Annotated in this window: 15 protein-coding genes; 9 read left to right on the top strand and 6 right to left on the bottom strand. The window is 62.3% G+C overall.

Features of this window, described 5'->3' with window-relative positions; all coding sequences use genetic code 11:
* The first annotated feature begins 96 nt into the window (after positions 1-96).
* From ACV8MC_RS03260 to ACV8MC_RS03270, 3 genes are all read left to right on the top strand, one after another.
* Complete coding sequence (locus ACV8MC_RS03260; protein WP_016771815.1) at positions 97-1,170, top strand: BMP family ABC transporter substrate-binding protein; 1,074 nt, start codon at positions 97-99, stop codon at positions 1,168-1,170.
* Positions 1,171-1,315: 145 nt separating this feature from the next.
* Complete coding sequence (locus tag ACV8MC_RS03265) at positions 1,316-2,281, top strand: 2-oxoglutarate and iron-dependent oxygenase domain-containing protein (RefSeq protein WP_406228197.1); 966 nt, start codon at positions 1,316-1,318, stop codon at positions 2,279-2,281.
* 80 nt (positions 2,282-2,361) lie between these two features.
* Complete coding sequence (locus tag ACV8MC_RS03270) at positions 2,362-3,315, top strand: adenosine deaminase (RefSeq protein ID WP_024011466.1); 954 nt, start codon at positions 2,362-2,364, stop codon at positions 3,313-3,315.
* A 121-nt stretch (positions 3,316-3,436) separates the two neighbouring features.
* On the opposite strand, the gene ACV8MC_RS03275 is transcribed toward ACV8MC_RS03270, so the two are convergent.
* The 3 genes from ACV8MC_RS03275 to ACV8MC_RS03285 all read right to left on the bottom strand — a co-directional run bounded on the left by ACV8MC_RS03275 (position 3,437) and on the right by ACV8MC_RS03285 (position 6,913).
* Positions 3,437-4,804, bottom strand: coding sequence for an MFS transporter (locus ACV8MC_RS03275; RefSeq protein ID WP_056787772.1), 1,368 nt, complete (start codon positions 4,802-4,804; stop codon positions 3,437-3,439).
* Positions 4,805-4,931: 127 nt separating this feature from the next.
* The gene (locus tag ACV8MC_RS03280; RefSeq protein ID WP_256811728.1) at positions 4,932-5,666 is read right to left on the bottom strand and encodes an ArsR/SmtB family transcription factor; all 735 of its coding nucleotides are present in this window, start codon (positions 5,664-5,666) and stop codon (positions 4,932-4,934) included.
* A 317-nt stretch (positions 5,667-5,983) separates the two neighbouring features.
* Positions 5,984-6,913 (bottom strand): LysR family transcriptional regulator, encoded by a 930-nt coding sequence (locus tag ACV8MC_RS03285; protein WP_252868758.1) that lies wholly within the window; start codon positions 6,911-6,913, stop codon positions 5,984-5,986.
* 119 nt (positions 6,914-7,032) lie between these two features.
* On the opposite strand from ACV8MC_RS03285, the gene ACV8MC_RS03290 reads away from it, so the two are divergent.
* The 3 genes from ACV8MC_RS03290 to ACV8MC_RS03300 all read left to right on the top strand — a co-directional run bounded on the left by ACV8MC_RS03290 (position 7,033) and on the right by ACV8MC_RS03300 (position 8,698).
* On the top strand, positions 7,033-7,326 hold the full coding sequence (locus ACV8MC_RS03290; protein ID WP_125917567.1) for a putative quinol monooxygenase: 294 nt from the start codon (positions 7,033-7,035) through the stop codon (positions 7,324-7,326).
* A 32-nt stretch (positions 7,327-7,358) separates the two neighbouring features.
* Positions 7,359-8,372, top strand: coding sequence for a zinc-binding alcohol dehydrogenase family protein (locus tag ACV8MC_RS03295; protein WP_457264454.1), 1,014 nt, complete (start codon positions 7,359-7,361; stop codon positions 8,370-8,372).
* 152 nt (positions 8,373-8,524) lie between these two features.
* Positions 8,525-8,698, top strand: coding sequence for a hypothetical protein (locus tag ACV8MC_RS03300; RefSeq protein ID WP_016771823.1), 174 nt, complete (start codon positions 8,525-8,527; stop codon positions 8,696-8,698).
* Between the two features lie 17 nt (positions 8,699-8,715).
* On the opposite strand, the gene ACV8MC_RS03305 is transcribed toward ACV8MC_RS03300, so the two are convergent.
* On the bottom strand, positions 8,716-9,912 hold the full coding sequence (locus ACV8MC_RS03305) for a multidrug effflux MFS transporter (protein WP_024011460.1): 1,197 nt from the start codon (positions 9,910-9,912) through the stop codon (positions 8,716-8,718).
* Positions 9,913-9,999: 87 nt separating this feature from the next.
* On the bottom strand, positions 10,000-10,197 hold the full coding sequence (locus ACV8MC_RS03310; protein WP_056787762.1) for a cation transporter: 198 nt from the start codon (positions 10,195-10,197) through the stop codon (positions 10,000-10,002).
* A 148-nt stretch (positions 10,198-10,345) separates the two neighbouring features.
* On the opposite strand from ACV8MC_RS03310, the gene ACV8MC_RS03315 reads away from it, so the two are divergent.
* The 3 genes from ACV8MC_RS03315 to cueR all read left to right on the top strand — a co-directional run bounded on the left by ACV8MC_RS03315 (position 10,346) and on the right by cueR (position 13,750).
* Positions 10,346-10,729, top strand: a complete 384-nt coding sequence (locus ACV8MC_RS03315) for a hypothetical protein (RefSeq protein ID WP_024011458.1) — start codon at positions 10,346-10,348, stop codon at positions 10,727-10,729.
* Positions 10,730-10,946: 217 nt separating this feature from the next.
* On the top strand, positions 10,947-13,340 hold the full coding sequence (gene cueA / locus ACV8MC_RS03320) for a copper resistance metal-translocating P1-type ATPase CueA (RefSeq protein ID WP_457264456.1): 2,394 nt from the start codon (positions 10,947-10,949) through the stop codon (positions 13,338-13,340).
* A complete protein-coding gene (gene cueR / locus ACV8MC_RS03325) occupies positions 13,337-13,750 on the top strand; it encodes a Cu(I)-responsive transcriptional regulator (protein WP_016771827.1) in 414 nt (137 codons plus the stop codon). The genes cueA and cueR overlap by 4 nt, the downstream gene beginning before the upstream one ends.
* On the opposite strand, the gene ACV8MC_RS03330 is transcribed toward cueR, so the two are convergent.
* Positions 13,704-14,912, bottom strand: coding sequence for an MFS transporter (locus ACV8MC_RS03330; protein ID WP_457264458.1), 1,209 nt, complete (start codon positions 14,910-14,912; stop codon positions 13,704-13,706). The genes cueR and ACV8MC_RS03330 overlap by 47 nt on opposite strands.
* Positions 14,913-15,060 lie beyond the last annotated feature (148 nt).

A 15,060-nucleotide genomic window follows, 5' to 3' on the forward strand; every position in this document is an offset into this window, starting at 1 on the left:
CGAAGGCCGCACCGCGTTTTCAAATGAGTTTGTTGTCCTGTTGGTCAGCAATTTGCATTGGCCCTGAGCACACACAACAAAATGGAGTTCGGGTTCATGCCAATACGTCCGCTGCACAAACTGCTGTACGCCGCCATCGGTCTGGGAATCAGCCTGAGCGCCAGCGCTGCCGATCCGCTGAAGGTCGGTTTCGTCTACATCGGCCCGATCGGTGACCACGGCTGGACGTATCAGCACGAACAGGGGCGCAAGGCCCTGGCGGAAAAACTCGGCACGCAGATCACCACCAACTACGTGGAAAACGTCGCCGAGGGCGCCGACGCCGAGCGGGTGATCCGCAACATGGCCAAGGACAAATATGACCTGATCTTCACCACGTCTTTCGGCTACATGAACCCGACAGTGAAAGTCGCCAAGCAATTTCCCAAGGTGACGTTCGAACACGCCACCGGTTACAAGCAGGACAAGAACCTCGGCACCTACCTGGCGCGCACTTACGAGGGCCGTTACGTCGGCGGTTTCCTCGCGGCGAAGATGACCAAGACCAAGAAGATCGGCTACGTCGCCTCGTTCCCGATTCCGGAAGTGATCCGCGACATCAACGCCATCCAGCTGGCCCTGAACAAGTACAACCCTGGCACCGAAATCAAAGTGGTGTGGGTCAACTCCTGGTTCGATCCGGGTAAGGAAGCCGACGCCGCCAACGCGCTGATCGATCAGGGTGTTGATGTGGTGTTCCAGCACACCGACAGCCCGGCGCCGATCCAGGCTGCCGAACGGCGCGGCGTGTATGCCGTGGGCTACGCCTCGGACATGGCCCACTTCGGCCCGAAAGCGGTGCTGACCTCTATCGTCAACGACTGGGCGCCGCACTACATTCAGGCGACGCAGAGCGTGATCGATCACACCTGGAAATCCCAGGATTACTGGGGCGGGTTGAAGGAAGGCACGGTGGAACTGCCGATCAGCGACCTGGTGCCGGCGCCGGTGAAAGCCGAAGCCGAGCAGTTGATCGCCGACATCAAGAGCGGCGCATTGCAGCCGTTTACCGGGCCGATCAAGGATCAGGCCGGTGTAGAAAAAATCCCGGCGGGCGTGAGCGCGACCAATGCGGAACTGGCTTCGATGAATTATTACGTTGAGGGCATGAAGGCCGAGATGCCGAAGTAGTCCCCCGATTCACCACACAAAACCCTGTGGGAGCGAGCCTGCTCGCGAAAGCGGTGTGTCATTAAACAAAAATGTTGTCTGACACTCCCTCTTCGCGAGCAGGCTCGCTCCCACATTGGAAACACAGCGTATTCAAGGATTGTGTATGGATCAGCTTCCGATCATTGATATCAGCCCGCTCTACAGCACCGATGAAAATGCCTGGCCCGCCGTGGCCGAGCAGATCGACCAAGCCTGCCGCGAGTGGGGCTTTTTCTATATCAAGGGCCATCCGATCTCGGCGCAACGCATCGACGATCTGCTCGGTCACGCCCAGCGCTTCTTCGCCTTGCCCGCCGCAGAAAAACTCAAGATCGACATCACCCAGACCCGCCATCATCGCGGCTACGGTGCGATTGCCACAGAGCAACTGGACCCGGACAAACCCAGCGATCTCAAAGAAACTTTCGACATGGGCCTGCATCTGCCGGACGAACATCCCGAGGTGCTCGCGGAAAAACCCTTGCGCGGCCCCAATCGGCACCCGGCGCAACCCGGCTGGGAAACGCTGATGGAGCAGCATTACCTCGACATGCAGGCGCTGGCGCAAACCCTGCTTCGAGCGATGACCGTTGCGCTGGGCATCGAGCGCGACTTCTTCGATACGCGTTTTGTCGAACCGGTCAGCGTGTTGCGCATGATCCATTATCCGCCGCGTCACACCGCCAGTTCCGCCGAGCAGCAAGGCGCCGGCGCCCATACCGATTACGGCTGCATCACCCTGCTCTATCAGGACAGCGCCGGCGGTTTGCAGGTGAAGAACGTCAAAGGTGAATGGATCGACGCGCCACCGATTGACGGCACGTTCGTGGTCAACCTCGGCGACATGATGGCGCGCTGGAGCAACGACCGTTATCGCTCGACGCCGCACCGGGTGATCAGCCCGCTGGGCGTGGATCGCTATTCGATGCCGTTCTTCGCCGAACCGCACCCGGACACGCGCATCGAATGCCTGCCCGGCTGCCAGGACGCGCAGCATCCGGCGAAATATCCGACCACCACCTGCGCCGAATTCCTGCTGTCGCGTTTCGCCGATACCTATGCCTATCGTCGCGAGCAAGAGGCGGTTTGATCGATCACCTGGTCAGGTTTTGCCAATTGTTGCGGCCAGCCTCTGTAGAATGCCGGCATTGCACCTGATGAGAAAAGACTATGTACGACTGGCTCAACGCCCTGCCCAAAGCCGAACTGCACCTGCATCTGGAAGGTTCGCTGGAGCCTGAACTGCTCTTCGCCCTGGCCGAACGCAACAAGATCGCCCTGCCGTGGAGCGACGTCGAAACCCTGCGCAAGGCCTACGCCTTCAACAATCTGCAGGAATTTCTCGACCTGTATTACCAGGGCGCCGATGTGCTGCGCACCTCGCAGGATTTCTACGACCTGACCTGGGCCTACCTGCTGCGCTGCAAAGCACAGAACGTGATCCACACCGAACCGTTCTTCGATCCGCAGACCCACACCGACCGGGGCATCCCGTTCGAAGTGGTGCTCAACGGCATCGCCGCCGCGCTCAAGGATGGCGAGACGCAACTGGGCATCAGCAGCGGTTTGATCCTCAGCTTCCTGCGCCACCTCAGCGAAGACGAAGCACAGAAAACCCTCGATCAGGCGCTGCCGTTCCGTGATGCGTTTGTCGCGGTCGGGCTCGACAGTTCCGAGATGGGCCACCCGCCGAGCAAGTTCAAACGCGTCTTCGATCGCGCCCGCGACGAAGGCTTCCTCACCGTCGCCCACGCCGGTGAAGAAGGCCCGCCGGAGTACATCTGGGAAGCCATCGACCTGCTGAAAATCCAGCGCATCGACCATGGTGTGCGCGCCATCGAAGACGAGCGCCTGATGCAGCGGATCATCGACGAGCAGATTCCGCTGACCGTATGCCCGCTGTCGAACACCAAGCTCTGCGTGTTCGATCACATGTCGCAGCACAACATCCTCGACATGCTCGAGCGCGGCGTTAAGGTCACGGTCAACTCCGATGACCCGGCGTATTTCGGTGGGTACGTGACCGAGAACTTCCATGCGCTGCACGAGCATCTGGGCATGACCCAGGATCAGGCCAAGCGCCTGGCGCAGAACAGCCTGGATGCGCGGTTGGTAAAACCGTAAGCAACACCGCAAAACCAATGTGGGAGCGAGCCTGCTCGCGAAGAGGGAGAGTCAGTCAACATTTACGTTGAATGACACACCGCTTTCGCGAGCAGGCTCGCTCCCACATTCATATCGATGTTCACTCGGTAAGCTCTTCCAGGGTCTTGCCCCGCGTCTCCATCCCGAACAGCCACACCACGCCCGCCGCGATCGCAAAGCACGCCGCGCCCAGCGCGAACACCCCGCCCTGCCCGGTAATCGGGAACACCAGCCCGGTCACCAATGGCCCGAGCAGAGAGCCGACGCGGCCGATGGCCGAGGCGAATCCCGAGCCGGTTGCCCGTGCGGACGTCGGGTACAGCTCTGGCGTGTAGGTGTAGAGCACCGCCCACATGCCGAACAGGAAAAACTGCATCAACAGCCCGGTGCCGATCAGCAACGCCACGTTGCCGCCGAACACCGCACTCTGCCCATACAGAAACGCCATCACCCCGCCGCCCAGCAGGGTGACGATGCACACCGGTTTGCGCCCCCAACGCTCGACCAGCCACGCCGCCATGAGGAAGCCGGGAATCCCGCCGAGCGAGATCAGCACCGTGTAGTACACCGACTGCGTCACGGCGAAACCCGACTGCTGCAGCAATGCACTGAGCCAGGAAGTCAGCCCGTAAAAACCCAGCAATGCGAAGAACCACAGACTCCAGATCATCGTTGTACGCTGGCGATATTGCGGCGACCAGATCTGCTTGAGTGCCGAGAAGAAATTACCCGGTGGCGTCACCGTGCGTGGCAAACGAACCGGTTCCGGCAAGGCTGCACCGCAGAGCGAAGCACGCACTCGCGCTTCGATGCCGTTCAACACCTTGTCCGCGTCGACGTCGCGCCCGGCCTGTTCCAGCCAGCGCGGCGACTCAGGGATGAAAAAGCGGATAGCCAGGACAAACACCGCCGGCACCGCCAGTACCAGGAAGATATCGCGCCAGCCAATCAGCGGCAGCAGGAAGTACGAGAGTACGCCCGCCGCGACAAACCCCAGCGGCCAGAAGCCGTCCATCAGGGCGATATAGCGCCCGCGCCGTTGTGCTGGAATCAGCTCCGAGAGCATCGATTGCGCGATGGGAAACTCCATGCCCATGCCAATTCCGAGCAGGATGCGAAACAGCGTCAGCGTCTCCACCGTCTGCGCCGTCGAACACAGGTAACTGGCCACGCCCCACAGCACGATGCTCCACTGAAACACCGGTTTGCGCCCGAAGCGGTCGGCGAGCATTCCCGACAGCGACGCGCCGAGCACCATGCCGAAAAAGCTCGAACTGGCTAGCAGCCCCGCTTGCGCACTGCTCAGGCCGAACTCGGCTTTGATCGAGCCGAGCAGGAAAGTCATCATCGCCAGATCCATGGAATCGAAGAAAAACGCCAAGGCGATGATGATGAAAATGACGCGGTGATAGCCGCTGAGCGGCAGCCGTTCCAGGCGTTCAGCCGCACTAAAGCGTTGTGTATTCATGTTGTGCTCCCCCATCCGGAAAATCCCCGGATCGAGTGTGCGCGATGGTCATACAGAGGTCGTACTGGATGCGACCTGTTCACAGCCGTGGACGACGTCAGCCTTCAGCTCATCGCCGAGCAACGCTCTAGAACGCTGTTTCCAGCTCGGTTTCCTTGGCAAAGCGATGGATTTCGCGCTGGCCGGTGGCGGTCAACTGCAAGGCGCGGGAATCGTTGGGCAAAGTCAGCCAGCCGGACTGCATGAACAACTGCAACAGCGCCGCGCCCAGTGAGCCGCCCATGTGCGGACGGCGCTCGCTCCAGTCCGGGCAGGCGCAGGCGACCTGCACGTTGCGGTGGGCCAGGGCCTGGATGAACACTCCGCGCTGCGCCAGTCGGGTGGAGCCCTTGTGCGTCACCACCACCCGCTGCTCAAGCTGTTCGATCCAGCCGGCGTCGAGCAGGCGCTGATACAGGTCGGCCGCCAGGGTGCCGCCCAGATGATCGTCGCAGAACCGCGCGCGCAACAGCGAAGACGGCGCCGCCTGCGGCCTGACCATGGGAGTCGCGCGTTTCAGCGCATCAGGGATTTGCCGTGGCGCGCTGGCAATGGTGGCGCTGGCCAGTGCTTCGATCGCCGCGCCGATTTCCGGTGCCGCCAGGCGAAAGAAGCGTTTGCGCCCACGCATTTCAATGTTCAACAGCCCCCCTGCGGACAGGCGTCCCAGATGCGCACTGGCCGACGACGGCGAGAGCCCGGCCAGCAGCGCCAGCTCTTCGGCTTGCCGGGCCGAGCCATCCATCAACGCCCACATCATCGCGCTGCGCTTGGGGTCGGCCAGCAATGTCGCGATCTGGCTGATGCACGGTGCATGTTCCATATGTTCACTCCCTGTTGAATCGTATCGTCTACCGCTCGGAGACATCCTGGCCGGTTATGGGGCATCGGCCAACACGCGAAAATCGCCCGGGATCGGTGGCAAGGGATGCCACCGACACCAGCTGCTCCGGCACACAATCTGGCAGCAGAAGTAGCAACCGTCACCAAAAGCCGGCAACGCGTTACGGGGTCTGCGCGCCGGGTGTCAGTGCAGGCATGAGGCGGGCGCTAGTATAAGCGGGTTAAGCCAGACGTCCTGCGCCTGGGCCTGGGCAGGTGGCGATTGTTCCTGACAGAAATTTCTCTAATTGCCTGCGACTAATGATCAACTTTGAGGAAACCGGGAAATTGGCTACTCAATTCGGCGCATCGGCTGGCGAGCATCTCTCTCAGAAGGTTCACCGGCTTACTCAATTGTGCGCGATGGGCGCACAACAGATTCAGCGGTGCGCGCTCACACAGCAGTTCCGGCATCAGCACTTTCAGGCGCCCGGCCAATACATCGGTGCCGACGTCCAGCCAGGATTTGTAGGCAATACCGGCACCGGCCAACGCCCATAGCCGCACGACGTCGGCGTCATCGCTGAAGCGGTCGCCACTCACGGTCAGGCCGACTTCGCGCTTGCCATCGTGAAAACTCCAGTGGTCATGAACGCGGCTGCCGAGCATGTAGAGCAGGCAATTGTGCTGGGCCAATTGCTCGAGATGGCGCGGCTCGCCCTGCCGGGCCAGGTAATCGGGGGATGCGCACAACACCCGGCGATTGTGTGGCGCGATGGGCAAGGCGATCAGGCTGGAATCCTCCGGCTCGCCATAGCGCAAGGCGATGTCCACCGGTTGCCGGAACAGGTCGGCGATACGGTCGCCAAGCAGCAGGCGCACCGTCAGCTTCGGGTGTTCACGCTGGAACGCGTCGAGCCACGGCAGCAGCAGATTGCGGCCGAAGTCCGAGGGCGCCGAAAGCTGCAAAATCCCGCTGACCTGATCCTGTCCGCTGGCGAGCAGGCGACGCCCTTCGTCGAGATTGCTCAGGGCGGCGCGGGCATATTCAAGAAAGCCTTCGCCCTCGGCGGTCAGGCGCAGGCTGCGGGTCGAACGCGCCAGCAGCCGCGCACCGAGTTGCTGCTCGATGCGCTTCAACGCCGCGCTGGCCACCGCCGCGGACATGTCCATCACCCGTGCCGCCGCCGACAGGCTGCCCAGATCCGCCGCGCGAACAAACAACTGCAAGTCATCAAAACGCAGCATGCGCAGCCTCAATTATCAAAAAAATATTGAAAGAGACTGCTCTTTTAGCCGGTTTTATCGCGCAGAGAAATAGCCAATGATGGCCTCCATCGAATTCATCCCGATTCTGGAGTCCGCGCATGTCCCAGCCCTTTACCGCTATCGCCACCCTGACCGCCAAACCCGGTCAGCAGGACGTTCTCGAACAGGCGCTGCGCGCCCTCGTCGAACCGAGCCGCGCCGAGCCCGGTTGTGGCCAGTACGACCTGCACCGCGACCTTGCCGATCCGCAGGTTTTTTATGTCATCGAACAGTGGGCCAGTGACGAGATTCTTGAGGCGCACAACGCCAGCGCGCATTTTCAGAAGTTTCAGGCCAGCGCCGGCCACACCATCGAACACTTCCAGCTCAAACGCCTCGGCAAGATTGCCTGAATCCTTCTTCTATCAACTGTACGGAGCCATTTATGAAAGCCATTGCCTATTACGCTTCCCTGCCGATCAGCGACGCCAAGTCCCTGCAGGACATTGAACTGCCAGAGCCGGTCGCCGGCCCGCGCGACCTCTTGGTGGAGGTCAAAGCCATTTCGGTCAACCCGGTCGACACCAAAGTGCGGCAGAACATGGCGCCGGAAAACGGCGCGGCGAAAGTGCTGGGCTGGGACGTTGCCGGTGTGGTCAAGGCGGTCGGCAGCGAAGTCACCCTGTTCAAGGCGGGCGACAAGGTGTTCTACGCCGGTTCGATCGCCCGGGCCGGTGGCAACAGCGAGTTGCACGTGGTCGATGAGCGCATCGTCGGCCACATGCCCAAGTCCCTCGGTTTTGCCGAAGCCACCGCGCTGCCGCTGACCGCGATCACTGCGTGGGAATTGCTCTTCGAGCGCCTGCAAATCAGCGAAGGCAGCAATGATGAGGGTCAGAGCCTGCTGATCGTTGGCGCGGCGGGCGGAGTGGGCTCGATCCTTACCCAATTGGCCAAGCAGTTGACCGGCCTGAAAGTGATCGGCACCGCTTCCCGCCCACAGACCCGTGACTGGGTCAGCGAACTCGGTGCCGATCTGGTCATCGATCACAGCCAGCCACTGAGCGAAGAATTGAAGCGCGCCGGCATCGACAGCGTGACCCACGTCGCCAGCCTGACCCAGACCGATCAGCATCTGGCGCAACTGGTCGAAGCCCTCGCGCCGCAAGGCAAGCTGGCGCTGATCGACGATCCGAAGTCCCTCGACATCAGCCTGCTCAAGCGCAAGAGCCTGTCGCTGCACTGGGAGTTCATGTACACCCGCTCGCTGTTCGAAACGCCGGACATGATCGAACAGCACAAGCTGCTCAACCGCGTCGCCGAACTGATCGACGCCGGCACTTTGAAGACAACTTTGGGCGAGCACTTCGGTGTGATCAACGCAGCCAACCTGCGACGCGCCCATGAGCTGCTGGAAAGCGGCAAGGCCAAGGGGAAAATTGTTTTAGAAGGTTTCTAAAAAAATAAAGCCTCGCAACCGCTCGTGATGCCAGAGCGGTTGCGGGGCTTTTTGCCGTCAGTCGGTTGCTTGACCCTTGTCACAATTACGCGGGTATCGAGGTCTACAATCGAAGCCTCTGCGATACATCTTTTACGCAAGGGAGGTCAGCAATGAAGATCCTGATAAAAGAAGTGGCAAAGTCTCAATGGCAGGTGCGCCTGGACCAGCACGTCGTAACCTTTCGCAGTGAAGCCGAGGCTCTGGCCTTCACTCGCACCCTCGAAGCGCGACTCTGCGCGCCCCACCGAATCCCCGAACCCAGCCAGCAGCGCGCCGCCGGCTGAGCTCCAAAGTCGAGCGTTCAGACCTGGGCTTGCGCCAACGCCCGGGCATTCTGCAAACGCCGGGTGAGCAGCGCGACGCTCACCACCAGCAAACCGCACAGGCTGATGACCATCGCCATCGGCACGGCGCTGCCATCGTGCAACACCCCCACCAACGCGGCGGCACCGGCGGCGATGCTGAATTGCAGGCAACCGAGCATTGCCGATGCACTGCCGGCACGGGCGCCCTGACCGTTCATTGCGCAAGCTGAGGCGTTGGGAATGATGCAGCCGAGGCTGGCAATGCAGATGAACAGCGGAATCAGCAACGGCCACAACGCCTCTGGACGCATCGCGCTGACCGCCAACAGCGTCAGCCCGGCGAGGAAATACACCCACACCGCGCGCACCAGCAAGAACGCCGGGCCACGCTTGGCCAGCAGACGCGCATTGACCTGCGCCACCAGAATGAACCCCGCCGCGTTGGTGCCGAACAGCCAGCCAAAATGCTCGGCGGGTACACCGTAGAGCTTGATGAACACAAACGGTGAGCCAGCGATGTAGGCGAACATGCCGGCGATCGCGATGCCGCCGGTCAGGGCGTGGCCGAGGTAGACCGAATCCTTGACCAGTCGCGCGTACTGGCGCAACGCACCGGACAACGGCTGGCGCGGCACATGGGCCGGCATGCTTTCCGGCAGCCCCAACGCCACCGCCAGACCCGCCGCCGCACTGAACCCGGTGAGCACCAGAAAGATCGACTGCCAACCCGTGGTATTGACCAGCAGCCCACCGAGCATCGGCGCCAGAATCGGCGCCAGGCCCATCACCAGCATCAATTGGGAAAACACCTTCGCCGAGCCCACCGCGTCGCACTTGTCGGCAACCACCGCGCGGGAAATCACCATGCCCGCACAGCCACCGAGTGCCTGGACGAAACGCGCGCCGATCAGCCATTCCAGGCTCGGCGCGTAGGCGCAGGCCAATGACGCCAGGGTGAACAGAGCAACGCCGCTGAGCAGCGGAAGTCGCCGGCCGAAACGATCGGAAATCGGCCCGTAAGCCAGTTGGCCCAGAGACAGACCAAGGAAGTACGCCGCCAGCGTCAGCTGGACATGCTGCTCATCGGTGCCGAAGGCCAGCGCCATGGCCGGGAAGGCAGGTAAATAGAAGTCGATCGCCAAAGGACCGAAGGCGCTCAAGGCGCCGAGTATCAAAATCGTGCGGAAATTCATCAGGCATCCAGGTGGGCAAGTCGCAGCCCGACAGTCTAGCCGCGCCCGGACGCCTTGAACATTCCGATAGCTCGCTAACGATCAATTTCAGACGAGCTTCACCTCATAACCCTCTTCGCGGATCGCTTCGATGACCTGATCGGCACTCAGCGCACTTTCGACGCCGACTTCCTTGGCCGCCAGATCGACGCGCACGCTGGCTGCCGGATCCAGCGCCTGCACCGCAGTAGTAATGGCTTTGACGCAATGACCGCAGGACATGCCTTGAACGTTGAACACTTGCATGGGAAGACTCCTTTGAGTGGGGTTGCCGGCAGTCTCGAGCTTGCCACGATGGCAAGGTCAAGTTCTGCGAAAAACTGCCGGGCTGGCAATCGGCGCTGCGCTCGGCCAAGCTGCGTGTATCAATGACTGAAATTCAGGAGATTCAGCCATGCGCTGGTCAGCTTTGGGCCTGTTTGGCTTGCTCAGCCTTTTCGCCGCCGTCCCGCAGGTGCAAGCCGCCGGCGAGGATTACGCGGTACTGATCATTTCCCGCGAGCGCCTCGAAGTGGCGACCTCGTGCGAGATCGGCGTGTACATCCAGGACCAGCTCTCGGCGCGCCTGTTCCAGGAGCAGAGCACGTCGTTCAACTTGCCGCCGGGCAAGGTTTCGCTGCGCTTGAAACTGCTGCCGGGCCAGGCGCCGGGTTGTAATCCCGGGATGCTCGCACCGGGCTCGCAGGAAGTCGTGCTGCATGCCGGGGATGTGCTGAAGTTCCGCCTGGCGATGAATGCCGAAGGCGTGTACCTCAAGCCGGCTGGCCTCGGTTACTGAGCCAAGCGCCGACCCGTTGCCGATCGTTCCCACGCTCTGCGTGGGAATGCAGCCATGGACGCTCTGCGTCCCGAAGCGTGACGCGGAGCGTCACAGGAGGCAATCCCACGCGGAGCGTGGGAACGATCAAGCAGGCTCGCTCCCACAAGAATGGTGCTTGACCTTGCCCGCATGGCAAGGTTGATCCTGTAGACATCCACTACAGGGAGCGCGACCGATGTCCGAATCCACCACTTTCGATCTGCCGATTGCCGGCATGACCTGTGCCAGTTGCGCCGGGCGTGTCGAGCGGGCGCTGCGCAAGGTCAGCGGCGCCAGTGCCGTCAGTGTCAACCTCGCCACCGAACAGGCGCGGGTACAGGCGCCCGGCGACAGCCTGCCGGCGCTGATGCAAGCCGTGGAGCGCGCCGGTTACAGCGTGCCCCGGCAAACCGTCGAATTGAGCATCGACGGCATGACCTGCGCGTCCTGCGTCGGTCGCGTCGAACGCGCCCTGAGCAAAGTCCCAGGCGTGAGCAGCGTCAGCGTCAATCTGGCCAACGAACGTGCGCACCTCGAATTGCTCGGCCAGGTCGATACGCAAACCCTGCTCGACGCGGTGAGCAAGGCCGGTTACTCGGCCAGAGTCTGGCAAGCTGAACGGCCACAGTCCGATGACCAGCAAAAACGCCTGCATCGCGAGCGCTGGGCATTGATCTGTGCGATCGCCCTCGCTCTGCCGCTGGTGTTGCCGATGTTGCTGCAGCCGTTCGGCATTCACTGGATGCTCCCGGCCTGGGCGCAATTCGCCCTCGCCACACCGGTGCAATTCATCTTCGGCGCACGCTTTTATGTTGCGGCTTGGAAAGCCGTGCGCGCCGGCGCCGGCAACATGGACCTGCTCGTCGCCCTCGGCACCAGCGCCGGTTATGGCCTGAGCGTCTATGAATGGGCCAGCGCCGCCGGACGCATGCCGCATCTGTATTTCGAAGCCTCGGCCGTGGTCATTGCCCTGGTATTGCTCGGCAAATATCTCGAGAGCCGCGCCAAACGCCAGACCGCCAGCGCCATCCGCGCCCTCGAAGCGTTGCGGCCGGAGCGCGCGATTCAAGTCATCGACGGGCGTGAGCAGGACGTTGCGATCAGCGCCCTGCGCCTCGACGATCTGGTGCTGGTCAAACCCGGCGAACGCTTCCCGGTGGATGGCGAAGTCGTTGAAGGCCAGAGCCACGCCGACGAAGCGCTGATCAGTGGCGAAAGCCTGCCAGTGCCGAAACAGCCGGGCGACAAGGTCACCGGCGGCGCGATCAATGGCGAAGGTCGTTTGCTGGTGCGCACCCAGGCGCTCGGCGCGGAAACCGTGCTGGCGCGGATCATTCGTCTGGTCGAAGACGCGCAAGCGGCGAAAGCGCCGATCCAGAAATTGGTGGACAAGGTCAGCCAGATCTTCGTGCCGACCGTGTTGCTGATCGCCCTGGCCACGCTGATCGGCTGGTGGCTGTACGGCGCACCGCTGGAAACTGCGCTGATCAATGCCGTCGCCGTGCTGGTGATTGCCTGCCCGTGCGCCCTCGGCCTCGCCACCCCGACGGCGATCATGGCCGGCACCGGCGTCGCCGCACGCCACGGCATTCTGATCAAGGACGCCGAAGCACTGGAGCGCGCCCATGAAGTCAGCAGTGTGGTGTTCGACAAGACCGGCACGCTGACCTCGGGTACGCCGCGTATCGCGCACTTCAGCGCGGTCGATGGTGACGAAAACAATCTGCTGACACTGGCCGGTGCCTTGCAGCGCGGCAGCGAGCATCCGTTGGCCAAAGCCGTGCTGGATGCAGCCGCCGAACGCGGCTTGAACGTGCCCGACGTCAGCGACAGCCAGTCGCTGACCGGGCGCGGCATCGCTGGCACGCTGGATGGCCGGCGCCTGGCGCTGGGCAACCGGCGGATGCTCGACGAAAGCGCCTTGAATGCCGGTGAATTGAGCACATCCGCCGAAGCGTGGGAACGCGAAGGTCGGACACTGTCGTGGCTGATCGAACAAAGTCCTGAGCCGAAGGTACTGGGTCTGTTCGCCTTCGGTGACACGCTGAAACCCGGCGCACTGCAAGCGGTGCAACAACTCGCCGCGCGGGGTATCCAGAGCCACCTGCTGACCGGCGACAATCGCGGCAGCGCACGGGTGGTGGCCGAGGCCTTGGGCATCCGCAATGTTCACGCCGAAGTGCTGCCGGCCGACAAAGCCGCGACGGTGGCCGATCTGAAGAAAACCGGCGTGGTTGCCATGGTCGGCGACGGTATCAACGATGCCCCGGCCCTCGCCGCCGCCGACATCGGCATCGCCATGGGCGGCGGCACCGACGTTGCCATGCACGCGGCCGGCATCACGTTGATGCGCGGCGATCCGCGACTGGTGCCGGCAGCGCTGGAGATCAGTCGCAAGACCTATGCGAAGATTCGCCAGAACCTGTTCTGGGCCTTTGTCTACAACCTGATCGGCATTCCGCTGGCGGTGTTCGGCTTCCTCAATCCGGTGCTGGCCGGTGCGGCGATGGCGCTGTCGAGCGTCAGCGTGGTGAGCAATGCGCTACTGTTGAAAACCTGGAAACCCAAGGACCTGGAGGAACACCGATGAACATCGGCCAAGCGGCCCGACAAAGTGGCCTGAGTGCAAAAATGATCCGCTATTACGAATCGATCGGCCTGCTCAAAGCGGCCAATCGCACCGACAGCGGTTACCGCGTGTACGGCAGCGATGACCTGCACACGCTGGCGTTCATCAAGCGCTCGCGGGATCTGGGCTTTTCCCTGGAAGAGGTCGGCAAGCTGCTGACCCTGTGGCAGGATCGCCAGCGTGCCAGCGCCGATGTGAAAGCACTGGCGCGCCAGCACATCGACGAGCTGAATCAGAAGATCCGCGAGCTCGGCGAGTTGCGTGACACCCTGCAGGATCTGGTCGAGCATTGCAGCGGCGACCATCGCCCGGACTGCCCGATCCTCAAGGAACTGGCGTCGGGCTGCTGCGCGCAACCCGCCCGCGCCTGATCCGCAACAGCGTCACCACGCACAACGTACCCAGGGGAATGCCGTGGAACAGCATGGCCACGGCCCCCGGCGTCCACCACGCATAGAACGGCGCAGCGACCAGCATGCCGATGCCGAAACCGCTCATCTGCAGCAAGGTCAGCACGCTGAAAATCGGCAGGCGCAACGCCGCAGGTTCCCGTTGCAAACGTGACATCAGGCTGACTTCGGAGACCCCGTCGCCAAGCCCGGCCGGCAAGGCGAACAGCAGCAGACCGTAGAGGCCGTGCTGCTGGAACATCAGAATGAAACCGCATGACATCAGCGCCACGCCGAAGAAAAATCTTCTTTCGAGGTGGCTGTTCTCCGAGCCCTTGAGGTGACTGGCGATGCGTGCGCCGAGCAGTTTGCCGCTGGCCCATACCGCAAGCGCCAAGCCCAAGGTCGTACTCGCCGCCTCCGGCGTGAGCAGTTTCGAAATGATCGGGAAGCCGACGTTATGCGCGGCACTGCCCAAGGTGTCGGCCATGGTCACCGCGAGCATGGCCGCGACCACAGGCGCCGAACGCAGGCCCTGCCGCAGCGCAAACCATTCACCGCGCTCCGGCTGTTCGCTGACATCGGTTTTTTCGAAACGCAGCGGCACGATCAGCAGCGCCGCAAGCAAATAGGTCAGCGCGTTGAGGGCGAAGACCGTTTCAAAACCGAAAGCAGCCACCAGCAACCCCGACACCAGACTGCCGCCGACCATGGCGGCTGAAGAGGCTGAGGTGATCCAGGCATTGGCCTTGAGCAGCTGCGCCGGCGCGATCAAACGCGGCAACTGGCTGTTGAGGCCGATGGCGAACATCGAATTGCCCAGGCCGAGGCCGAAGGCAATCAACGGTAACAGCCACGCCTGCTGACTCGCCGGAGTGATCAACAGCAGCCCCAGCAGCGCCGCACGCAACAGATCGAACGCAATCAGCGGCGCGCGGCCCTGCCAGCGTCGGTAGAAGCGTGTGCCGATCAGGCTGGCAAAAATTCCGCCACCGACGCGGCTGGCAAGGAAAATCCCGACGCTCATGGCGCTGTTGCTTAACAGGTAAACGTAGGTGGCGAGCGCGACCATGTTGAGGAAGGCGCCGAAATCGGAGATCAGCCGGGCGGTTACGATCAGGTGGGTGTTGCGTAGGGTGGTCACATTCAGTCCTTGAGTGTGGTTGGAGCGCTGGACAGTAGACGCGAATAAGCCAGGATCCGAAAGCCCCCTCACCCTAGCCCTCTCCCAAAGGGAGAGGGGACCGATTGGGGGATATTTGGGAGATACACCGACCTGAACGTTTTCCGTT

It is taken from the genome of Pseudomonas sp. PK-RTE-24, from assembly GCF_054052265.1.